This is a genomic window from Aestuariivirga sp. (genome assembly GCF_965227715.1).
Lineage (GTDB): Bacteria > Pseudomonadota > Alphaproteobacteria > Rhizobiales > Aestuariivirgaceae > Aestuariivirga.
In genome coordinates, this window is record NZ_OZ245771.1 from 3,720,099 (window position 1) to 3,741,919 (window position 21,821).

Here is a 21,821-nt window from a genome sequence, read left to right on the forward strand (position 1 = left end):
TGGGCCAACCTATGTTAGTATCCAATTCTGAGGACAGTGCCGCCGCCCGACGGTTGAAGCCGGGCGGCAATATGCGAGGGATCACGTGAACCAATTCCGAAATTTCGCCGTCTGGATCGTTATCGCCCTGCTGCTGTTTGCGCTGTTCAGCGTATTCCAGGGCCAGGTTGGCCGCCCCTCGAGCTCCGAGATCAGCTATTCGGAATTCCTCGACAAGGCCAATTCCGGCGGCATCCAGTCCATGATCATCACCGGTGACAACATCACCGGCAAGCTGACGGATGGGTCCACGGTGCAGACCACAGGTCCTCTCATGTATTTCGAGGACCAGCTGAAGGAATTGCGTGGCAAGAACGTCTCGATCACTTTCCGCACCGCACAGAACGACTCGCTCCTCACCAATGCCCTGGTCTACTGGCTGCCCATGCTGCTGCTGATCGGCGTCTGGGTGTTCTTCATCCGGCAGATGCAGGCAGGCTCCGGCAAGGCCATGGGCTTTGGCAAATCCAAGGCGAAGCTTCTGACCGAGCGCCACGGCCGCGTGACCTTCGAGGACGTCGCAGGCGTCGAAGAGGCCAAGGACGACCTGGTCGAAATTGTCGACTTCCTGAAGGACCCTCACAAGTTCCAGCGTCTCGGCGGCAAGATTCCGAAGGGCGCGCTGCTGGTGGGTCCTCCCGGCACCGGCAAGACGCTGCTGGCGCGCGCCATTGCGGGTGAGGCCAATGTTCCGTTCTTCACAATTTCGGGCTCGGACTTCGTTGAAATGTTCGTGGGCGTCGGCGCATCGCGTGTGCGTGACATGTTCGAGCAGGCCAAGAAGAACGCGCCCTGCATCATCTTCATCGATGAAATCGACGCCGTGGGCCGCCATCGTGGTGCGGGCCTGGGCGGTGGCAATGACGAGCGCGAGCAGACGCTGAACCAGCTTCTGGTCGAGATGGATGGCTTCGAGGCCAATGAGGGCGTGATCCTGGTTGCCGCAACCAACCGTCCGGACGTGCTGGACCCGGCACTGCTGCGCCCTGGCCGCTTCGACCGCCAGATCGTGGTGCCAAACCCTGATGTTCAGGGCCGCGAGAAGATCCTGAAAGTGCATATGCGCAATGTGCCGCTGGCGCCCGATGTGGATGCCAAGACCATTTCGCGCGGAACGCCGGGCTTCTCCGGCGCTGATCTCGCCAACCTCGTCAACGAGGCTGCCCTTCTTGCCGCGCGCCGCAACAAGCGCATGGTGACGCAGTCCGAGTTCGAAGAGGCCAAGGACAAGGTGATGATGGGTGCGGAGCGGCGCTCCATGGCCATGTCCGAGGATGAGAAGCGCTTGACCGCCTATCATGAGGCGGGCCACGCACTCGTTGCCATGAATGTGCCGAAGTCCGACCCTGTGCATAAGGCCACCATCATTCCGCGCGGCCGCGCATTGGGCATGGTGATGCAGCTTCCCGAAGGTGACCGCCTGTCGATGAGCTACACGCAGATGACGTCGCGCCTTGCCATCATGATGGGCGGGCGCATTGCGGAAGAGCTGACCTTCGGCAAGGAGAACGTCACGTCGGGTGCGCAGTCCGACATCGAGCAGGCGACGCGCCTGGCCCGTGCCATGGTCACGCGCTGGGGCTATTCGGATGAGCTCGGCACGGTGGCCTATGGCGAGAACCAGGAAGAGGTGTTCCTCGGCCACTCCGTGTCCCGCACGCAGAACATCTCGGAAGAGACCTCCCAGAAGATCGACCAGGAAGTGAAGCGCCTGGTGTTTGACGGGCTCTCCACCGCCAGGCGTATCCTGACGGACAAGAACCATGAACTGGTTGCGCTCGCCCAGGGCCTTCTGGAATATGAAACGCTCTCGGGCGATGAGATCAAGAACCTGCTGAACGGCACGCCGCCCAAGCGCGACGATGCCGATGGCAGCAAGCGTGCGTCCAAGGCGTCGTCTTCCGTTCCCTCCACCGGCCAGCCCAAGGCCGGCGGCGCGGGCGGCATGGAACCTCAGCCGCAAGCCTGATGAAGACGCGTTATGTTCGGCCGGCGGGGCTCGTCTATGGGGCTGACGCACGGCAAGTGATCAGCCAAGGCCGCGGAGCATCGCTCGGCGGCCTTGCCGCAATTGCCTACACCGTGGTTGAGAGCATTGAGCGGGACGGCGCCACGCTGCGCCGCAGCTTCGGCAATGGCATGTTGCCGCGGCAGATGGTGTTGCCGGATTTCCTCAATGCCGAGCGCCCGCTCATCATGGGCATTGTGAACGTGACGCCTGACAGTTTCTCCGACGGCGGCCGCAATGCTGAAACCGCGCGCGCCATCGCCAATGGAATTGCGATGGCGAAGGAGGGGGCGGACATCATCGATGTTGGGGGCGAGTCCACGAGGCCCGGCTCAGAAGGTGTTTCAGAAGAGGAAGAATTGCGCCGGGTGCTGCCGGTGATTGAGGCGCTTGCGGCGGGTGGCCATACCGTCTCCATCGACACACGCAAGGCAAAGGTCATGCGCGCGGCGCTGAAGGCGGGTGCGGCCATCGTGAATGACGTCGCCGCGCTCACCTATGAGCCCGCCGCGGTGGAGGCCATGGCGGAGGCCTCATGCCCCGTCATCCTGATGCATGCGCAGGGCGACCCCAAAACGATGCAGCTGAGCCCGCAATATGATGACGTGGCCCTCGATGTCTATGACTGGCTCGAGGCCCGCATTGCGGCCTGCGTTGCCGCTGGCATCGCGCGGGAGCGGATCATCGCGGACCCAGGTATCGGCTTCGGCAAGAGCTTCCGCCACAATCTGGATGTGCTGCGCCAGTTCACGCTCTATCATGGACTGGGTGTTCCGCTTTTGATGGGACTTTCTCGCAAGGGTTTTATCGGTGCGCTGACGGGCGAGAAAGTGGCGGGCAACCGCGTCAACGGATCGGTGGGTGGAGCTGTCTGGTCAGCTCTTAACGGAGCGCATATTCTTCGCGTGCATGATGTGAAGGCGACGGTCGAGGCGCTGGCGGTGGCAGGGGCAATTGCCGATCCGGACTCGAGCGGTCTCTGAGTGAGGGGAGTTTCCATGGCGCGGAAGTATTTCGGAACGGACGGCGTGCGCGGGCGCGCCAATGCGGGCGCAATGACCGCAGACATGGTGCTGAAGATCGGCATGGCCGCGGGCAATCTCTATCGCCGCGGCAACCACCGCCACCGCGTGGTGATCGGAAAGGATACCAGGCTCTCCGGCTACATGATCGAGAATGCGCTGACCTCCGGGCTTCTGGCCGCGGGCATGGATGTGTTCCTGTTCGGGCCCGTACCAACGCCCGCGGTTTCCATGCTCACACGCTCCATGCGCGCCGATTTGGGGGTGATGATTTCGGCCTCGCATAATCCGTATGCGGACAATGGCATCAAGATCTTCGGGCCTGACGGTTTTAAGCTTTCGGACGCGCAGGAACTCGAGATCGAGGCGATGCTCGAGAATCCCGCGCTGATGACGCTTGCGGCTTCTGACAAGATCGGCCGCGCCAAGCGCATCGAGGATGCCCAGGCGCGCTATATCGAATTCGCCAAGCGCACGTACCCTAAGGACATGACGCTCGATGGCCTCCGCGTGGTGATCGACACGGCCAATGGCGCGGCCTATCGCGTGGCGCCCACCGCCTTGTGGGAGCTGGGCGCCGAGGTGATCCAGATCGGCGATGAGCCCAACGGCATCAACATCAATGAGGGCTGCGGCTCCACCCACCCGGAGGCCATGTGCACCAAGGTGCGGGAGCTCAGGGCGGACATCGGCATCGCGCTTGATGGCGACGCGGACCGGGTGATCATTGCGGATGACCGTGGCCGCGTGGTCGATGGCGACCAGCTGATGGCGCTGATCGCTTCATCCTGGGCCAAGCGGGGCGAATTGCGGGGCGGCGGTCTCGTCGCCACCGTGATGTCCAACCTCGGCCTGGAGCGGTATCTGGCCGAACAGAAGCTCACTCTCGCGCGCACCAAGGTGGGGGACCGTTACGTGGTCGAGCACATGCGCGCCCATGGCCACAATGTGGGCGGCGAACAGTCTGGCCACATCGTTCTCTCGGATTTCTCGACCACGGGAGACGGGCTTCTGGCCGCCCTTCAGGTTCTGGCGGAGGTGAAACGCCAGGGGAAGCCGGTGAGCGAAGTCTGCAATCTCTTCACGCCGCTGCCGCAAGTTTTGAAGAACGTGACCTTCAAGGAAGGTGCGCCCTTGCAGGACCGCCACGTGCGCGATGCCATTGCCGAGGCCGAGCAGCGGCTTGGCAATTCGGGCCGTCTCGTCATCCGCCCCTCCGGCACGGAGCCCGTAATCCGTGTGATGGCGGAAGGCGATGATGAGGGGCTGGTGAAGGCCATCGTTGACCAGTTGTGCGGCGCCATTGCCCAGGCTGCGGCTAGTCAGGCTTCGCCAGCAGCTTGACGTCCGCCGCGATGTCCTTGTCCCGCAGCATCGCCTTCTGGGCTTCTGTGCCTGCCTTGGCATAGGCATCGAGATCCTGCGTGGCAAAGTCCGCAGGTGGCAGGTGAAGCTTGCCGCCGCAGAAATAGAAATACTCCGTCACGCGGCGGGCGGTGCCATTGGGGCCACCTTCCTCGATGAAGGCGTGCCGCAGATATTCCACCCGGGTGACGGCGATGCCATAGGCCTTCGGATCAAGCACGCTCAAGCGCCGCTCGCTCATGCCGGATTCGCCGCCATCGATGCGAACAATCGATTGTAGCGTGCCATCCTTTTTCTTGTAGATGCGCCAGACACCACCCTCCGTGGACTGAACATCGCTGACGCTGCGTTCCGTCTTTTTCAATCCTTCGAGCGGGGCATTCAATGCCCTTTCGATGCTGCCTATGGGACACTCCGCAAGGGCAGGCCCCGCCATGCCGAGAAGAATTGAAACTGCCAATATGCGCTTCATGCCATGTCTCCCGATGAGCCCAACGGATCCTAATGCACCGTCCGGTCAAATGATATCAGTTGAAGATTTGCGCTCCAGACGCTCCGTCACTCCAGCGAAGGCTGGCATATCACGCGAGGGAAAGGGCCCGTAAACTCGTGCTTTCGCAACATGGTAACCAGAGACTGAACAGCATCCATCAGATCGGAACAAATTCTGTTGCTCTCCTGCAACATTGAAGCCGTGACTTGTTTCCGCCCCATTCATGCCCGGCTTGGGTCACGGAACGCTTCTAGCTTTTGGACATTCAAGTTCAGTGTTTGCAAGGGAGTAAAAAACATGAAGTCCATCACCAAGGCACTGCTCGGCATCGGCATGCTCGCCGGTCTTTCGGGCACCGCGTTTGCGGCCGATGCCTACACGCCCGAAGCCGTTGTGAGCGACTCGGCCTTCTACATCCGTGGCGATCTCGGCTGGTCCTGGCTCAACACCGATGACAACAGCAACAGCGCTTTTGTCGGCGGCGGCGGTGTGGGCTACAAGTTCAACAGCAACCTCCGTGCCGATGTGCGCGGTGATCTTGCCGGGCTTGGAAATGGCGATCAGTATTTCAACTCGGTGCTGGGTAACGTCTATTTCGACATCCCCACCCAAACCATCGTGACGCCCTATCTGGGTGCGGGCGTTGGCTATGGCTGGTCTGACGATGGCGATAAAGGCGGCAAGAAGGACGGCGCTGCGTTTGCGGCCATGGCCGGCATCGAAGTGAGCCTGACGGATAATCTGAGCGCCGATATCGGCTATCGCTACCGTCAGATCTTCTCGGAAGATGTTTATGCCAATGAAGCGCTGGTGGGTCTCCGCTACAGCTTCTAATCCCGCCGCGGATTGACGATCGAACCGGCCCGCGCCTCTGGTGCGGGCCGTTTCATTTGTGCACTTGCAGACGGAGCCCAAATGCGCGATACGGGCTGCGGGCTAGCCCTCCCCACCGAGGGCCGGTTCATCTGCAAGGATGGAGCACAAGATGACGAACACGAAACCGGCGGCGCGCCCGGCATGCGCGCATTTCTCGTCCGGCCCCTGCGCCAAGATCCCTGGCTGGGCACCCCACCTTCTCAACACCGAATCATTGGGCCGCTCGCATCGTTCGAGTCTGGGCAAGGCACGCCTCAAACACGCCATCACGCTGACGCGTGAGGTTCTGCAGGTGCCGGACACGCATCTGATCGGCATCGTTCCGGCCTCGGACACGGGTGCGGTTGAAATGGCCATGTGGTCCCTTCTGGGCGAGCGCCCGGTGGACATGCTGGCCTGGGAAAGCTTCGGGGACGGGTGGGTCTCCGATGTGATGAAGCAGCTGAAGCTGAAGGATGCGCGAAAGTTGACGGCGAGCTATGGCGCGCTTCCCGATCTCTCTGCTGTCGATTTCGGCCATGACGTGGTCTTCACCTGGAACGGCACGACATCGGGCGTTCGCGTGCCCGATGCGAACTGGATCGCAGCTGATCGCAAGGGCCTGACGATCTGCGATGCGACGTCTGCTGCTTTCGCGCAGGCGATGGATTTCTCCAAGCTCGATGTGGTCACCTTCTCCTGGCAGAAGGTGCTGGGCGGCGAAGGCGCGCATGGCGTGCTGATCCTGGGCCCCCGCGCTGTGGAGCGCCTTGAGAGCTATACGCCTTCATGGCCGCTCCCCAAGATTTTCCGCCTCACCAGCGGCGGCAAGCTGATCGCCGGCATCTTCGAGGGCGAGACCATCAATACGCCGTCGATGCTCTGCGTTGAAGATTATATCGTGGCTTTGGAATGGGCGCAGAAGCTTGGCGGGCTCAACAGCCTTCTGGCGCGGGCCGATGCCAATGCCGCCGTGGTGCAGCGCTGGATCGACTCGCGCGAATATGCGGAAAATCTCGCGCAAGTGTCCGCCACGCGTTCCAACACCTCCGTGTGCCTGACGCTCAAGGCCGATGAGAGTGTTCCGAAGAAAATGGTCAAGCTGCTCGAAGCGGAGAAGGCGGCCTTCGACATTGGCTCCTATCGCGATGCGCCGCCGGGCCTGCGAATCTGGTGCGGCGCCACCGTCGAGACCTCCGATCTCGAAGCGCTGATGCCGTGGCTTGACTGGGCCTATGCCCAGGCCACGGCCTGATTTCATCCTCTCAAGTCCACCTTACATCAGGAGTGCCGTCCATGGCCCCTCGCGTTCTCGTTTCCGACAAGCTTTCCGAAACCGCCGTGCAGATCTTTCGTGACCGTGGGGTGGAGGTCGACTACCTCCCCGATCTGGGGAAAGACAAGGATGCGCTGCTTGCCGCCATTCCCAATTATGATGGGCTCGCCATCCGCTCTGCCTCCAAGGTGACGCCCAAGATCATCGCCGCCGCCACCAGGCTGAAGGTGATCGGACGCGCCGGCATCGGCGTTGACAATGTGGATATTCCAGCCGCCACGCAGCGCGGCATCGTGGTCATGAACACGCCCTTCGGCAATGCCATCACCACTGCTGAACATGCGATCTCGATGATGATGGCGCTGGCCCGGCAGATCCCCGAGGCCAATGCCTCCACCCATGCGGGGAAGTGGGAGAAGAACCGCTTCATGGGGGTGGAGCTGTTCAACAAGACCTTGGGCGTGATCGGCTGCGGCAACATCGGCTCCATCGTGGCGGACCGTGCGCTGGGGCTGAAAATGAAGGTGATCGCGTTTGATCCCTTCCTCTCGCCGGAACGCGCAATCGAGATCGGCGTCGAAAAGGTGGAGCTTGACGAGATCTTCCGGCGCTCGGATTTCATCACGCTGCACACGCCGCTCACCGACAAGACGCGGGGCATCATCGATGCTGCGGCACTGGCGAAGTGCAAGAAGGGCGTGCGCATCATCAATTGCGCGCGGGGCGGCCTGGTGGTGGAGGATGCGCTTTATGATGCGCTGAGATCAGGACATGTGGCGGGTGCGGCACTGGATGTGTTCGAAGTGGAACCTGCCACCAGCCACAAGCTTTTTGAGCTCGACAATGTGGTGGCCACGCCGCATCTGGGTGCGTCCACCGGCGAAGCGCAGGAAAATGTGGCGCTGCAGGTGGCGGAGCAGATGGCGGATTATCTGATTTCAGGTGCTGTCTCCAATGCGCTCAACATGCCGTCGATCTCGGCTGACGAGGCGCCCCGGCTCAGGCCTTTCATCGCCGTGGCCGAGCGCCTCGGATCCTTCGCGGGGCAGCTGACGGATGAAGCCATCACCGGCATCGTTATCGAATATGCGGGCGATGTGGGTGAAATGAATACCCGCGCGCTGACCTCAGCGGCCCTGGCCGGAATCCTGCAGCCGATGCTGGGCACGGTCAACATGGTGTCCGCCCCCGTGGTGGCGCGCGAGCGCGGCATCAAGGTGGATGAGGTGAAGCAGACGCAGCGCGGTGCATATGAAACCTATATCCGCCTCACCGTGAAGACGGAGACCATGGAGCGCTCTGTCGCGGGCACCGTGTTCTCGGATGGGAAGGCGCGCATCATCCAGATCAAGGGCATCGATATGGAGGCCGAATTCGGCCCGCACATGCTCTATGTGACGAATGAGGACAAGCCGGGCTTCATCGGCGCGCTGGGCATGCTGCTGGGCAATGCGGGAGTCAACATCGCCACCTTCAATCTCGGCCGCAAGGCCCAGGGGGGAGAAGCGATCTGCCTCGTCTCCATCGATGAGACGCCGCCGCCGGAGGTGCTCAAAGCCGTCTCCAGCCTTCCGCATGTGAAACAGGCGAAGTCCCTGGCATTTTGAGCAGGTCACTTCTCCGGTTTGCCTTCCGCGTCTGATGGTGTAAGAGCCCGTAACGGCTCCGGCGGCATCCCCGCACGGGGCCGTTGCTATGAATGACAAGGAGCCTGAAATGGCGAATGTTGCGGTGGTCGGCGCCCAATGGGGTGACGAAGGCAAGGGCAAGCTGGTGGATTGGCTGTCGGAGCGCGCCGATGTGGTGGTGCGTTTCCAGGGCGGTCACAATGCCGGGCACACGCTGGTGATCGACGGCGTGACCTACAAGCTCTCGCTACTGCCGTCCGGCATTGTCAGGCCGGGGAAACTCTCTGTCATCGGCAATGGCGTGGTGATCGACCCCTGGGCGTTGGCCGCCGAGATCGACAAGCTGTCGAGCCAGGGCGTGGATATTTCGCGCGCCAACCTCCGCATTGCCGGCAATGCAACACTGATCCTGCCGCTGCACCGCGAGCTCGATCAGATCAGAGAAGCGGCTGCGGGGGCGGGCAAGATCGGCACCACCGGCCGCGGCATCGGCCCGGCTTACGAAGACAAGGTGGGCCGCCGGGCGATTCGCGTGAATGATCTGGCTGATCTCTCCACCATCCACCCCAAGATCGAGCGCCTGCTGGCGCACCACAATGCGCTCCGCCGCGGCATGGGCCAGCCGGAGGTGAAGGGGGAAGACCTGATTTCGCAGCTTGCCGAAATCGCACCCCGCGTTCTGCCCTTCTCGGACGCCGTGTGGGCGCTGCTCGATGACATGAAGCGGGATGGAAAGCGCATCCTGTTCGAAGGTGCGCAAGGCATTCTCCTCGACATCGACCATGGCACTTACCCTTATGTGACATCCTCCAATACCGTGGCGGGGCAGGCGGCGGCGGGCTCAGGCCTTGGGCCGTCCTCCATCGGCTATGTGCTGGGAATCGCCAAGGCCTACACCACGCGCGTGGGCTCAGGACCGTTTCCGACGGAACAGGAGAATGAAGTCGGCGAATACATCGGACAGCGCGGCCGCGAATTCGGAACGGTGACGGGCCGCAAGCGCCGCTGCGGCTGGTTCGACTCGGTCCTGGTGCGCCAGGCCATCAAGACGTCCGGCATTCATGGAATTGCGCTGACCAAACTCGATGTGCTGGACGGGCTCGACGAGATCAAGGTCGGCATCGGCTATGAGGTGGATGGCCGCAAGATCGACCGTCTGCCGGCGGCTGAGGAAGCACAGAAGCGCGTTGTGCCGATCTATGAAAGCTTCGAAGGCTGGAAGGGAACGACGGCAGGCGCACGCAGCTGGTCGCAGCTTCCCGCACAGGCGATCAAATATGTGAAGTATCTCGAGGAGCTGATCGAGTGCCCGGTGGCGCTGCTGTCCACCTCTCCCGAACGCGAGGACACGATCCTGATGAAGGATCCCTTCGAGGACTGATCAGGGCGGCCAAATAAAGCGGCGCGCGCCGCTCTACCGCTTGCCCTTTCCCGGCCGCAGCATTCTGCCGAGGATGTGGTCAGCCCGCCCGATCACGTGGGCGGAGGTGCCCACGATCAGCGGATCGGGGCCTGTCACCACCTTGGCATTGCGGTTGGGGTAGGGGAGGGATGAGAGAAAGAACTGCATGCAGTTCAGCCGGGCGCGCTTCTTGTCATCGGACTTGATCACGGTCCACGGCGCATCTGCCGTGTCGGTGTAGAAGAACATCGCTTCCTTGGCTTCAGTGTATTCATCCCACTTGTCGATGGAGGCCTTGTCGATGGGAGACAGCTTCCATTGCTTCAAGGGGTCGTTCTCGCGGGAGAGGAAGCGGTGCAGCTGTTCTTCGCGCGTGACGGAGAACCAGAATTTGAACAGCCTGATGCCGGTGCGCACCAGCATGCGTTCGAGCTCCGGGCATTGGCGCATGAATTCGAGATAGTCATTGGGCGAGCAGAAGCCCATCACCCGTTCGACGCCGGCGCGATTATACCAGGAGCGGTCGAAGAACACGATTTCCCCGCCAGACGGCAGGTTTTCGATATAGCGCTGGAAATACCATTGGGAGCGTTCGCGCTCGCTTGGCTTTTCCAGCGCCACGACGCGGGCGCCACGCGGGTTCAGATGTTCCATGAAGCGCTTGATGGTGCCGCCCTTGCCGGCGGCATCGCGGCCCTCGAACAGCACGATGATGCGCTCGCCCGTCTCCTTGACCCAGTTCTGCAGCTTGAGGAGCTCGACCTGGAGGGGCGCCATCTGCTCCTCATAGGTCCTTGTGCCAAGCCTGGTCTTGTAGGGAAATTCGCCCGTTTCGAAGGCGTGGCGGATCGCCTCCGGGCTGTGCCGCAATTTCGCGGGCGGGAGCCTCTCATGGGGCTCTGCCTCCGCACTGGGGGGTGCTTCAGGTGTCACCACCGGTTGAGGTGCCGTTGCTGCCGGATTGGTGTTTGACATGGTGCCCCCCTGAACTGATGAAGGGCCGATTGTGCGCCCCGCAGCGGGCTGCTCCCTTGACTTTGATCAAGTCTCAGACGTTCCGCCGCTCAGCGTTAAAAGTCGCGCCGCTCAGCTTCAGAAGTCGCGCCGCTCCACGAAGAACCCATAGAGCGAGGTGAAGACGGAGGCGTTGAAGATCGAATAAAACAGCTGCAGCAGAACGGCCCCTGCGAGGGTGAAGACTTGCCCGAACAGGCTGTTCACCTGTTCAAGCGCGCCACCTGCGAGGATCAGTACAAGAAGCCCGCTAAGGGTGATTGCCCAGCTGAGCAGGAAGACGCCGAGGCAGGGCCAGAAATTGCCTTCGCTCGCGGCCCAGGCATTTCCGAAGGTGAATTCCCGGTTGCCGAGGGCGACGGCCGGAAGCTTGATCGACAGCCTCGTGATGGCCCCGCCCAAAAGCACCAGCGCGGGAAGGCCGATTGCGGCTGTTGCCGGAGCGCCCAGAACGGCCACGAGGAACAGCAGCGAGGGAACCAGCATCGCCAGCATGATCAGCAGCGTGTTCCCCGCATAGCGCAGCACATTGGCGTCAAGGCGGAGACCGTGGCTCAACTCGTCACGCAGGATGAAGCGATGCCAGCTGACAGCCATGGAACAGACGGCGATGATGGAAAGAATGCCCGTGCCCATTTGAATCAGATTGACGGAGCTCAGCTGCTGGGCCTCTGTATCGGGCGGGCCCACATAGAGTTCGAGCAGGCCGCAGATGAACATGACTGGCACCCATAGCATGGCGATGCGAATGGCCACGCTGCGGTAGGTCCAGACGGACTTCAACGCGTGGGTGATTGCCTTGGTCGGTGAAAGCTTGCGCATGAGACCCATGATGTTTCGATCGGGGCGCAAACTAGAGCATGATCCGCAAAAGTGGAAACCCCTTTTGCCATAAGAGCATGCACAGGCTCACGGTCTATGCCCCTGCGGTCAGAAGGTGCTGCGGCGCCCTCTCAAGCTGCGGGGCGGTTCTGCTGGCGCGGACGCTTGGTAATCCCTTGCGCGAAGTTGCGCATGATGATGCCGGCAAGATCGCTCAGCGGCACCGGCCGGCCAAGAAGATAGCCCTGCGCCAGATCGCAGCCGATGTCTCTGAGGAGCGAGATCTGGCGGTTGGTCTCGATCCCCTCCGCCGTCACCGTCATGCCAAGGCCGTGGCCCAGCCGCACGATGGCGCGGAGCACCGCCTTTGCCGAGGCCGAAACGTCAAGTGCGGCGGCGAAGCTCCGGTCGATCTTCAGCTTTGAGAAGGGAAACTTGCAGAGATAGCTGAGGCTCGAATAGCCGGTCCCGAAATCATCCAGCGCCACGCCCACGCCCATGTCACGCAGAACGCGGAGCTGGCCCAGCACCAGCTCGCTGTCTGTCATCAGCGTGCCTTCGGTGATCTCCACCTCGAGGCGGTAAGCCGGAAGGGAGTGCCGCTGCAAGGCGCGGCGGACGGAGTTGATGAGCGTTCCAGACAAGAGCTCCGGCGGCGACAGGTTGACCGCGACCACGAGATGCGAAGGCCATTGCGCCGCAACCCGGCAGGCTTCTTCAAGCACCCATTGGCTGATCTCCACGATGAGGCCAGTCTGCTCAGCCAAAGGAATGAATTCCGAAGGCGGAATGAGCCCCAGCTCCGGATCATGCAGGCGGACGAGCGCTTCAAAACCGGTGAGTGCCCCCGTGGCCATGGAAAAGACGGGCTGATAATCGAGCCGCAGTGAATTGTTGCCAATTGCTTCCGCAACGGCGCGTTGCAGTGCCAGCTGGCGCTGGGAGTTTGCCGCCATGTCTGGCGAATAGAAGCCATAGCCCGGGGTGCCCTGGCGTTTTGCTTCCGCGAGCGCCAGTTCCGCACTGTGCACGAGTTCGGGAAATGTGATGCCATCGGATGGGGCCAGCGCAATGCCGCTGTTGCAGCCCCCCGTCGTGCCAAAGCTGTTCGGCAAATGTCCGGAGGCAAGATTGACGGTCAGGTCCCTGGCCAGGGCCAGCACCGGCATGGGGTCTTCCGCCTGGGGCAGGAACACGATGAAGCGATTCTTGCCCCAGCGCGCGGCCGTGGCGGTGGTGGGCAGCCGGGCCGCGAGTCGGCGCTCCGCCTCCTGGATCAGCCTCTCTCCGTCGCACTCCGCCGCGCCGCGGCCATTCCAGATGATGCCGTGAACTTCGCAGAGAACCACTGCGGCGGGCGCGGGGCTCGATCCCTTTATCGCCAGCAGGCGCTCGCTCTCCGCCACCAGCTCGCTCCGCTCGCGCAGGCCTTGCATCTCCGGCCGCTGCGGTTCAGTCCAACGGGGCGCTCTGCGCAGCGTCACCCACAGCATTGAGCCCGCACCGAGGAGGACGGAAGCACCGAGCGCCAGGGACAGTGGCCGTGCTTCTGCCCAAAAGGAATGCGAAGCCGCCCCGATGCCCAACAGCCCCGCCAGTACGCCCAGCCATTCCGCCGACGGCAGAAATCCGCTGCCGCTCTGGGCCTTTCGATCGAGACTGATTTTGCCGAATCTGGACAATGCTTCCCGCACGGCCATATCTCCCATTCATTGCGGGGAAAACATGGCGCAGAGGATTCTACCAATGCGTGTAATTTAGGATGTAGCACGCGAAGTTTTGCAACTCAAGGTAAAGGAGTTCTGAGTCGATGATTTTCAGTCCGATGCGGCGGCGCCTGTGCCTGGGCCTCGCTGCTCTTGCCGCTGGGCCACTGCCTGCCCTGGCCGGCCCCTATCTCGACTATGCCAAGGGCTTGGCGGCGCATCCGCCCAAGGGCTCCAGCTACCGGCCGGACCTCGAGGCGGAGCTCGTCTCGCTTCTCAATGGCTACCGGGCGGAGCAGGGCAAGGCGCCCGTTGCGGCAGATCCCGCCTTTCGGGACGCGGCACGTGCCCATGCCGCTGACATGATGCTCAATAATTTCATGGGCCATTCGGCCTCCACCGGGCAAAGCTTCCAGGGCCGCATGGCGGCCTTTGCAGGGGATGTCACCAAATACCCCTCGATCGGGGAGAATGCCGCGCGCGACACGCAAGCAACGCCGGTGGATGACGCCAAGGCCCGCGCCCTGTTCCAGCAATGGGTGAAAAGCTCCAGCCACCGCCGCAACATGATCAGCCGCAGCTTCCAATTCGTCTCGACGGGAGTCATTCAGCGTGGCGACAAGATCTGGGCTGTCCAGATCTTCTTCGCCACGCCGCGGGAGAAGGGCTTGTTCCAGTAGCGCCTGGTCAGGCGGCGGGCGACGCCGAGGGAAGTGTCTTGGGCGCCAGAAGGCGCTGGGAGGCGTTCTTGACCGCCTTCTGCACCTTGTCGAAGGCCCGAACCTCGATCTGGCGGATACGCTCCCGCGAGACGCCGAATTCCTGGCTCAGGTCTTCCAGCGTTGAAGGATCGTCCTGCAGGCGGCGGGCCTCGAACACGCGGCGCTCACGGTCGGTCAGCTTTTCCATGGCCTCCTGCAGCAGGCCATGGCGCATGGATTGCTCTTCCGACTGCACCAGCATTTCTTCCTGGTTGTCGGATTCATCCACCAGCCAATCCTGCCACTCGCCTTCGCTGTCATCGCGCAGGTGGGCGTTGAGCGATGTGTCGCCACCCAGGCGGCGGTTCATCGACACGACGTCCTGCTCGGTCACGCCCAGCTTCTTGGCGATGAGCTCGACCTGATCGGGGCGGAGGTCGCCTTCTTCCAGCGCTTCGATCTGGCTCTTCACCTTGCGCAGGTTGAAGAACAGCTTCTTCTGGTTCGCGGTGGTGCCCATCTTGACGAGGGACCAGGAGCGCAAAACGAACTCTTGAATCGACGCCTTGATCCACCACATTGCGTAGGTGGCCAGTCGGAAGCCTTTATCGGGCTCGAATTTCTTCACAGCCTGCATGAGGCCGACATTGCCTTCCGAGATGACCTCGCCAATCGGCAGGCCATAGCCACGGTAACCCATGGCGATCTTGGCCACGAGGCGCAAATGGCTGGTGATGAGTTTCTCGGCTGCGGTCTTGTCGCCGTGTTCCTTCCAGCGCTTGGCGAGCATGAATTCCTCGTCCGGCTGCAGCATGGGGAACTGGCGGATATCCTGCAGATAACGCTGAAGACCGGCCTCGCCCGAGGCGATTGCTGGGAGGGAAGTGGTCCTTGCCATCTTTCTTAGCCTTTCCTGTCTGAGGCCGATTTATACTCTGCAATTACGCAGAAAATAAGACACCGGACCGGTTACAGATAATCACTGTTCCGTGTTGTTCAAGCGCAACGCGTCGAGAAGTGTCGCAAAATCTGCTGGTGCAGGGCTCTCGAAGTGCAGGGCCTGGCCTGAAACGGGGTGTTCGAAGCCCAGTGTCGTTGCGTGAAGAGCCTGTCTGTTCAATGCCTTAAGCGCAAACTGGGACGTTTCAGACAATTTCTTGGCCGAACTGCGGAAGCCCGCACCATAGACGCCGTCGCCCAGCAGTGGGTGCCCGATATGGGCCATATGCACGCGGATCTGGTGAGTGCGGCCCGTTTCCAGCACGCAGCGGACGAGGCTTGCAGCGGGCGGTGTGCCGAAACGTTCCAGCACCTCATAATGCGTCACTGCCTCCCGCGCATTGGCGCCGCGGGACACCGCCATTTTCTGGCGGTTGGCGGTGCTGCGGTCGATTGGTGCCGAAATCGTGCCAATCCGGCGCTCCGGCACGCCCCAGACGAGGGCCAGATAGCTCCGCTCCAGCCGGCCGTCCCGACCATGCGCCGCGAATTGCTCCGAGAGGCCATGGTGCGCGCGGTCGTTCTTGGCCACGACGAGCAGGCCGCTCGTATCCTTGTCCAGGCGGTGGACAATCCCGGGCCGTCTCACGCCGCCGATGCCGGAGAGGCTCTCCCCGCAGTGGGAAATGAGGGCATTGACCATCGTCCCGGTCTCGTTTCCGGCACCGGGGTGCACGACCATTCCGGCGGGCTTGTCGATCACGATCAGGTCCTTGTCCTCGTGGACGATGCTGAGCGCCACGGCTTCCGCTTGCGGCGTGGCGGCAATAGGGTCGGGGAGAACGATGGTCAGAGACTGCCCCGGCTTCACCTTGTGGCGGGCTTCCACCACCGTCCTGCCCTCGACAGTGACCGCACCTTCCGCGATAAGGGCTTGAATCCTTGTCCGGCTCACATCCGGAAAGGCTTGGACCAGCGCGCGGTCCAGGCGGTCCGCCGCTTCGGCACGCGTTTCGAGAGTATTGGAAGGCAAAGACATGAGCGAACCCGATCAAATTCAAGACGGCGTCATCCCCGCGGAGATTTCCGCATCGGCACGGCGCCTGTTGCGGGTGGTCTATACCATGGGCGTCATCATGGTGCTGCTCTTCCTCCTGCTGATCGGCGCCATCATCTGGAAGGCCACGCGCAAGCCGGAGGTGAAGCCCGATCCCGCCACCACGCCGGTGAGCCTCGGCCTGCCGCAGGGCAGCGAAATCCGGTCAGCGACGCTCGATGGCGACCGGTTGGTCATCGTCACTGGCACACAGGTTTTCGTGGTGGATGTGAAGAAGAACCAACTCATCTCCCGCGTCACCGCCACGCCCTGAGGGCTTGCACTCCGGAAAGCCCCCCTATATAGGGAGCGAATTCCTCGGAGAGCTCCCTTCGTCTATCGGTTAGGACGGCAGCCTCTCACGTTGCAAAGGCGGGTTCGACTCCCGCAGGGAGCGCCAACCTTCATCTCGAGCCGTCGTTCTCAATGCTGCAGCTTGCTTCGGACAGGTCGCAGCAAGGGTGGGATTGAAAGTCAGATGAGCTGTAACGTCGTCGGGACGCCGCGGTTGAGGGAGTTTGCGACCGTGCAGACGGACCATGCGCGATTGATCAGGGCCTTTGCGTCTGACCCATCTGACATTGCGCACTGCACGGACAAGATGGCGCTGGTCGCTACCAGGGGCGTGCCTTGCAATTCCAGTTGGACTGTCACGAATATCTCTCCGATCTCGACACCCAGATCATGGGCAACATATCGGAGGTCATTGCAGTAGCAGCCTCCTATCGCCAGGGCGAGCAACTGTCCGCCGTTAAAGCCGAGGCCCAATCCACCCGCTCTGCCTTCTGGCCTGTCGACCACAATTGTGTGGCCGCCAGCCCAACCAAGCGCAGCCTCCGTACCCGCCACATTCCGCAGCTCCACGATCGACTGGGCCATTTCTTCACTCCGCCGGTATCGGATGCATGGAATGCTGTTGGCATGCACGGCTTAAGTCAACGGCAAATCCGCTCTAGCGTTATCCCCAACTTGCGGAAGGGTATGACTCCCGCACGTCCCACAGTGTCCCTCTCTGGCCATTCCGCTATCCGTTACGTATAACGCTCGCTCTTCCCTCCAACGAGTTGAGCAACGGCGATGCAGAAACCGACTGATCTTCAACCCATTCGCGGCAGCATGGGTGCAACCGATTTAGGGCCGAGGAACCTGCTGCTGGACCAGCAGAACCCGGATGTGTTCCTGCCGCCCGCGACCGATATAGGCTCCATTCCCAATCTGAAATTCTCCTTCGGCATGGCGCATAACCGGCTGGAGGATGGGGGTTGGGCGCGGGAAGTGACGGTGCGCGAACTGCCGGCCGCCACGACCATGGCGGGCGTCAACATGAAGCTCGATTCCGGCGTCGTGCGCGAGCTCCATTGGCACAAGGAAGCCGAGTGGGCCTATATCCTGCAGGGCCAGGTGCGCCTGACCGTGGTGGACCAGGACCGGTGCGTCTGGGTTGACGATCTGGGGCCGGGGGATTTGTGGTTCGTGCCCGCGGGCATTCCGCACTCCATCCAGGGTCTCGAAGGTGGAACGGAATTTCTGCTGGTGTTCGACGACGGCAATTTCTCCGAAAACGAAACCCTGCTTATCACCGAGTTCATGGCGCATATGCCGCCCGAAGTGATTGCCAAGAACTTTGGAATTTCCGCCGCGCATTTCGCCAATATCCCGAAGTCCGAGAAATATATTTTCCGGATGCCGGTGCCGGAGCCGCTCGAAACCGTGCGCGCGCAGCTTCCGGCGGCGCCTCCCAAATATCCTTACACCTGGCACGGCAGCAGCAAGCAGCCGCAGCCCTATCCAGGCGGCACGGCGAAGGTGATCGATGCCGGCGATTTTCCGGCAACTGCGATGGCAGCTCTCGTCATGGACATCGAGCCCGGCGGCATGCGCGAGCTTCACTGGCACCCGGATGCCGACGAATGGCAATTCTATATGACAGGCCAGGCGCGGATGACGGTGTTCGACGCCACGGCAAAGGCGCGCACCTTCAATTATAATCCCGGGGATGTGGGCTTCGTGCCCCGCACGCTGGGCCATTATATCGAAAACATTGGGGACACGGTTCTCAAGGTGGTCAATGTGTTCAACACGCCGCGCTACCAGGACGTGTCCCTCAACAACTGGATGGCGCTCACACCGCCGGCGCTGATCCGAGGTCACCTCAACCTCGATGATACAGCGATGAAGGCCCTTCGCCTGGAGCGTTCCACCATCGTGCGCTGAAAACAGAACTGGCCCCGCTTGGGGGCCAGAACCGCATTCGCCGTGCTTTGCTTAGCCGCGCCAGACCGCGCCGCTGCGGGCGTTGACGTAAACCGTCACACGTTTGCCGTTCCGGTTGATGGCACGGAATGTGTAAGTAGGGGCACCGCATTCAACGGTGCGGACAGCGTTGTAACCCGAGCGGTCCACCAAGCGGCGCGCTTCATTGCAGCTGATGAATCGGCCGCGGTTGCGCTTTCCGAATTCGCCATAGCGGCCATAATCATACCAGCCATAACCTTCGGAGTAACGCCAGCCGGGACCCGCCTGATAGTCGTAGAAAGGAACACCAAAATAAATGCCGACGCGGGTCTTGGCATCTGCGCCGCTTGACATGGCAAGGGCACTGAGTGCGATCGTGCCGGCAACGGCCAGGGACTTCAACATGGTTCACCTCCAATAGTGTTCGGAGGGAGAAGTGCGCGGCCGCTTTGAAGTTCCGCAGGCAGCTGAAAATAAAGCGAATTCCGGTTTACGCAGGCGGAAAACTGAATATCCGTTCATCAAGCCCGGCGCGGATGAAACCGCGCCGGGAGAAAGCTTCAGTCTTCGACGATATCCCAGCCCTTATCCGGGTTAAAGGTCTTGATGTTGGAGACGATGTTGGCGGTGTCGACGCCAAAGTCCTTTTCGTAAACAACGCCAGCCTGGTTGATGACGAATGTCGAGACGCCGGTCTCGGCATATTTCGCGGGCCATGCGATGAGCGCGAAGCCGCCGATCATATTACCGTTGATGTCATAGTCATAAGCGCCGCCCGCCACATTGCTGCCCTGGCGCTTCAGGATGCGGAACTTGTAACCAAAATAGCCATCGCCCGCCTTGGCTTTTTCAAGCGCCGCAGTGTCGATGTTGGGGCCGACGGGGCTGTCACCGTCTCCCTGTTCTGCGGGCCAGTAGAGGCCGTCCGTCTTGCCTTCGGTGCTGATCAGCTTTTGGGCGAATTCGAGGACGCCGTCGCCATCATGATCCTCCGCGGAATAGTCCTGCTGGGCCTGAACATAGAGGCGCGCCGTTTCGATCGCGTGGAGTTCATTCTCGCCAATGCGGCGGTTCACGATCTCCTCAAGTCCCGCCACCGTATCGAAGGCCCATTTGCCATCCTCGCCCTTCACGATCGGGAACGGGAAGGGCCAGAGCTGGCGGCCGAGATCGAGAATGCGCTGGTCCTCTTCCTCTTCGACGGAAATGCCCTGGGCGGCTGCGTCCCTTATTTCCTGGATGGTGTCCGGAATGCCGTCGGCCTTCTCCACCTTGGCGGCGTCGAGGCCGAGAAGCTTGGCAATGGCCGCAATGTCGCCCTTTGCCATGGTGTCCTTGAAGGCTGCAATGGCAGCGTCCGGCGTGTCGAAGAGCGTGGGCTCAGCGCCCAGATAGGTGCCGAGTTCATCACTCATCGCCTGTGCCGGCGCAGTAAGAGCCGTGGGGCCGATGACAATCGCCGCACCGAGCAGCATGGCGGAAACGAGATGCTTGTTGATCATGATCCTGTCCTTTCCTGCTGTGCCGTCAACGCCGGTGACCACGGCCGCCGCCGCCACCGCCACCGCTGCGACCGCCTCCGCCCCCGCCCATGTTATGCTTGGGTACGAATTTCTTGCTGCCGCCACCGCCGCCACCGCCACCGGGGTTGAAGTTCGGCCGGCTGGCACCGCCGCCCATTGCCTTGTTGCCGCGGTTCGATTGCGCCTTCGCGTCCCGGCCGCGCGTCACCTCGCCCAGGGGTGAAGGTGTCTTGGGCCTTACGTCCTGATCCAGGCCGGGCTTCGGCTTGCCGACCGGCCGGTCCAAATTGGGCTTTGCCATCTTGTCACTGGGCTTGAGATTGCCGGGCTTGCCCACCTTGTCACCGATGTTCGCGGCGTTGCCGGGCTTTCCAACCTTGTCACCGATGTTGCTGCCGTTGCCCGGCCGCGCCATCTTGTCTGTTGGCTTGAAATCCTTGACGGGCTGCTTGTTGAGGCCTTCGAGCGTGCTCTTCCGGATGTCTTTGGTCTGGATGGTGCCTTTGCCGGGGAGCGTGGTCGGGCGGTCACCCTTGATGTTGGTGGCCTTGTTCGTCAGCTTGTCGCGATCGACGTTCTTGAAGCTGTCCTTGATCTGCGTGTTGTCGAGCTTGGTGAACTGGTTGTTGTTGAAGTTCACCTTGCTGCGGTCAACCTTGCGCCAGTCGACGTCATTGATATTGAGCTTGCCGCTGAAATCATTGCCGATGATGCATTTGTTGCAATCGATGTCGATATCGACGTTGTTGTTGCCGTGCCAGCCATTGCCGTGGTGCCAGTCACCGCCCCAGAAGCCGTCGTTCCAATCAACCGCCCCGGCCCAGATCGCTCCGGTCACGGCGCCGGCGAAGAAGGTGGCGGCAGGGTTCCAGTAATAGGGGTAGGGGTCCGGATAATAGCTGACGGGCACATAGGTATAGTTCGGCTCATACAACATTTCGGGGTTGTACTGCGGAACGTAGATAACCTCGGAGCTGGCCGGCTGGATGACGATGTTCTGGCGGCCGTCCTCGACCTCTTTCACCACCTTCACCTTGTCATCGGTCTTGATGACGCCATTGGCCACGGCCTCTTCGCGCAGCTGCTGGATGGCGGCGAGCACTTCGTCCTGCTGGTTGACGATCGATTCACCCAGGAGCTGCGTCCAGTCCAGGTCCTCGCTCATCATCTTGACGAGTTCGGGATAGTTGAGCAGCGAGACCACGCTGCCGTCCCATGTTGCCTTGGGCTTCAGGGTCTTGTTGGTCTTGAGATCCTCCAGGAAGCGCTCGGCCTCCACGATCTGAAGCGGGTAGAGGGAGGCGGCCGAAACCAGTGCCACCAGCTCATCCGGATAAAGGGCGATGCGGGCGACGAGGATCTCGAGTTCTTCGGGCGAGAGGGGTTCTGGTGCCTGTTCCGCCGAATCTGCAGCCTCGGCGGGGTTTGTCTGCGCGCGGAGCGGCAGCGTGGCTGTTCCAAGAGCCGCAATGATCGTGGCGGAGAACAGAAGTGGGCGCAGCCACTGGCGCGTCATCATTGTCATGTTCATGTCGTCTCCCATCGAAGAGTGGTGCCCCATGCCGCCCAAGGGCATGGATATCACCTTAGAAAAACTGTCTTCTGCACGCTGTAACCACGGGTTACAACCTTATGCATCCTGTTTGTGGCCGCATTCTAGTGGAAGTCTGGGGGCGAATTGCATTCAAAACGACAAT

The 21,821-nt window shown here is 61.7% G+C and carries 20 protein-coding genes and 1 tRNA gene; 11 read left to right on the forward strand and 10 right to left on the reverse strand.

The features are described from left to right. Positions 1-85 precede the first annotated feature (85 nt). The 3 genes from ftsH to glmM are packed head-to-tail and all read left to right on the forward strand — an operon-like array spanning position 86 to position 4,413. Positions 86-2,008 (forward strand): ATP-dependent zinc metalloprotease FtsH, encoded by a 1,923-nt coding sequence (ftsH, locus tag ACO06F_RS17535; RefSeq protein WP_421694019.1) that lies wholly within the window; start codon positions 86-88, stop codon positions 2,006-2,008. Beyond that, positions 2,008-3,030: a dihydropteroate synthase gene (gene folP, locus ACO06F_RS17540; RefSeq protein ID WP_421694020.1), complete on the forward strand. Its 1,023-nt coding sequence runs from the start codon at positions 2,008-2,010 to the stop codon at positions 3,028-3,030. Before ftsH ends, folP begins: the two co-directional genes overlap by 1 nt. A gap of 15 nt (positions 3,031-3,045) precedes the next feature. Then, on the forward strand, positions 3,046-4,413 hold the full coding sequence (gene glmM, locus ACO06F_RS17545) for a phosphoglucosamine mutase (RefSeq protein ID WP_421694021.1): 1,368 nt from the start codon (positions 3,046-3,048) through the stop codon (positions 4,411-4,413). Here glmM and ACO06F_RS17550 read toward each other — a convergent pair. Further along, complete coding sequence (locus ACO06F_RS17550) at positions 4,388-4,906, reverse strand: hypothetical protein (RefSeq protein WP_421694022.1); 519 nt, start codon at positions 4,904-4,906, stop codon at positions 4,388-4,390. The two genes, glmM and ACO06F_RS17550, sit on opposite strands and share 26 nt — an antisense overlap. A 318-nt stretch (positions 4,907-5,224) precedes the next feature. Here ACO06F_RS17550 and ACO06F_RS17555 point away from each other — a divergent pair, with 318 nt between their 5' ends. From ACO06F_RS17555 to ACO06F_RS17570, 4 genes are all read left to right on the forward strand, one after another. Then, positions 5,225-5,761: an outer membrane protein gene (locus tag ACO06F_RS17555; RefSeq protein WP_421694023.1), complete on the forward strand. Its 537-nt coding sequence runs from the start codon at positions 5,225-5,227 to the stop codon at positions 5,759-5,761. Positions 5,762-5,912: 151 nt separating this feature from the next. Further along, complete coding sequence (locus tag ACO06F_RS17560; protein WP_421694024.1) at positions 5,913-7,037, forward strand: phosphoserine transaminase; 1,125 nt, start codon at positions 5,913-5,915, stop codon at positions 7,035-7,037. A gap of 41 nt (positions 7,038-7,078) precedes the next feature. After that, a complete protein-coding gene (gene serA, locus ACO06F_RS17565; protein WP_421694025.1) occupies positions 7,079-8,665 on the forward strand; it encodes a phosphoglycerate dehydrogenase in 1,587 nt (528 codons plus the stop codon). Between the two features lie 109 nt (positions 8,666-8,774). Beyond that, positions 8,775-10,067: an adenylosuccinate synthase gene (locus ACO06F_RS17570; protein ID WP_421694026.1), complete on the forward strand. Its 1,293-nt coding sequence runs from the start codon at positions 8,775-8,777 to the stop codon at positions 10,065-10,067. A gap of 33 nt (positions 10,068-10,100) precedes the next feature. Here the strand turns inward: ACO06F_RS17570 and ppk2 are convergent, their stop codons facing one another. The 3 genes from ppk2 to ACO06F_RS17585 all read right to left on the reverse strand — a co-directional run bounded on the left by ppk2 (position 10,101) and on the right by ACO06F_RS17585 (position 13,618). Next, positions 10,101-11,063 carry a polyphosphate kinase 2 gene (gene ppk2, locus ACO06F_RS17575; RefSeq protein WP_421694027.1) on the reverse strand — a complete coding sequence of 321 codons (963 nt, stop codon included), beginning with the start codon at positions 11,061-11,063 and terminating at the stop codon, positions 10,101-10,103. Positions 11,064-11,180: 117 nt separating this feature from the next. Next, positions 11,181-11,924, reverse strand: a complete 744-nt coding sequence (locus ACO06F_RS17580) for a hypothetical protein (protein WP_421694028.1) — start codon at positions 11,922-11,924, stop codon at positions 11,181-11,183. A 131-nt stretch (positions 11,925-12,055) separates the two neighbouring features. Then, positions 12,056-13,618, reverse strand: a complete 1,563-nt coding sequence (locus ACO06F_RS17585) for a putative bifunctional diguanylate cyclase/phosphodiesterase (RefSeq protein ID WP_421694029.1) — start codon at positions 13,616-13,618, stop codon at positions 12,056-12,058. Between the two features lie 116 nt (positions 13,619-13,734). On the opposite strand from ACO06F_RS17585, the gene ACO06F_RS17590 reads away from it, so the two are divergent. Next, positions 13,735-14,310, forward strand: coding sequence for a CAP domain-containing protein (locus ACO06F_RS17590; RefSeq protein WP_421694030.1), 576 nt, complete (start codon positions 13,735-13,737; stop codon positions 14,308-14,310). 7 nt (positions 14,311-14,317) lie between these two features. Here the strand turns inward: ACO06F_RS17590 and rpoH are convergent, their stop codons facing one another. Both rpoH and ACO06F_RS17600 read right to left on the reverse strand, forming a co-directional pair. Continuing rightward, complete coding sequence (rpoH, locus tag ACO06F_RS17595; protein ID WP_421694031.1) at positions 14,318-15,229, reverse strand: RNA polymerase sigma factor RpoH; 912 nt, start codon at positions 15,227-15,229, stop codon at positions 14,318-14,320. Positions 15,230-15,310: 81 nt separating this feature from the next. Beyond that, positions 15,311-16,309: an RluA family pseudouridine synthase gene (locus ACO06F_RS17600; protein ID WP_421694032.1), complete on the reverse strand. Its 999-nt coding sequence runs from the start codon at positions 16,307-16,309 to the stop codon at positions 15,311-15,313. Between ACO06F_RS17600 and ACO06F_RS17605 the strand changes: the two genes are divergently transcribed. Next, on the forward strand, positions 16,308-16,640 hold the full coding sequence (locus tag ACO06F_RS17605) for a DUF6476 family protein (RefSeq protein WP_421694033.1): 333 nt from the start codon (positions 16,308-16,310) through the stop codon (positions 16,638-16,640). The two genes, ACO06F_RS17600 and ACO06F_RS17605, sit on opposite strands and share 2 nt — an antisense overlap. 51 nt (positions 16,641-16,691) lie before the next feature. Then, positions 16,692-16,766 (forward strand) — tRNA-Glu (locus ACO06F_RS17610). 74 nt (positions 16,767-16,840) lie between these two features. On the opposite strand, the gene ACO06F_RS17615 is transcribed toward ACO06F_RS17610, so the two are convergent. After that, a complete protein-coding gene (locus ACO06F_RS17615; protein ID WP_421694034.1) occupies positions 16,841-17,245 on the reverse strand; it encodes an OsmC family protein in 405 nt (134 codons plus the stop codon). A 198-nt stretch (positions 17,246-17,443) separates the two neighbouring features. On the opposite strand from ACO06F_RS17615, the gene ACO06F_RS17620 reads away from it, so the two are divergent. Continuing rightward, positions 17,444-18,580 (forward strand): cupin domain-containing protein, encoded by a 1,137-nt coding sequence (locus tag ACO06F_RS17620; protein ID WP_421694035.1) that lies wholly within the window; start codon positions 17,444-17,446, stop codon positions 18,578-18,580. A 51-nt stretch (positions 18,581-18,631) separates the two neighbouring features. Here ACO06F_RS17620 and ACO06F_RS17625 read toward each other — a convergent pair whose 3' ends face one another. The 3 genes from ACO06F_RS17625 to ACO06F_RS17635 form a co-directional block, all read right to left on the reverse strand. Then, on the reverse strand, positions 18,632-19,006 hold the full coding sequence (locus tag ACO06F_RS17625) for a hypothetical protein (protein WP_421694036.1): 375 nt from the start codon (positions 19,004-19,006) through the stop codon (positions 18,632-18,634). Positions 19,007-19,161: 155 nt separating this feature from the next. Beyond that, positions 19,162-20,103, reverse strand: coding sequence for a DUF2950 domain-containing protein (locus tag ACO06F_RS17630; protein WP_421694037.1), 942 nt, complete (start codon positions 20,101-20,103; stop codon positions 19,162-19,164). A 25-nt stretch (positions 20,104-20,128) separates the two neighbouring features. After that, positions 20,129-21,649, reverse strand: coding sequence for a DUF3300 domain-containing protein (locus ACO06F_RS17635; protein WP_421696713.1), 1,521 nt, complete (start codon positions 21,647-21,649; stop codon positions 20,129-20,131). Positions 21,650-21,821 lie beyond the last annotated feature (172 nt).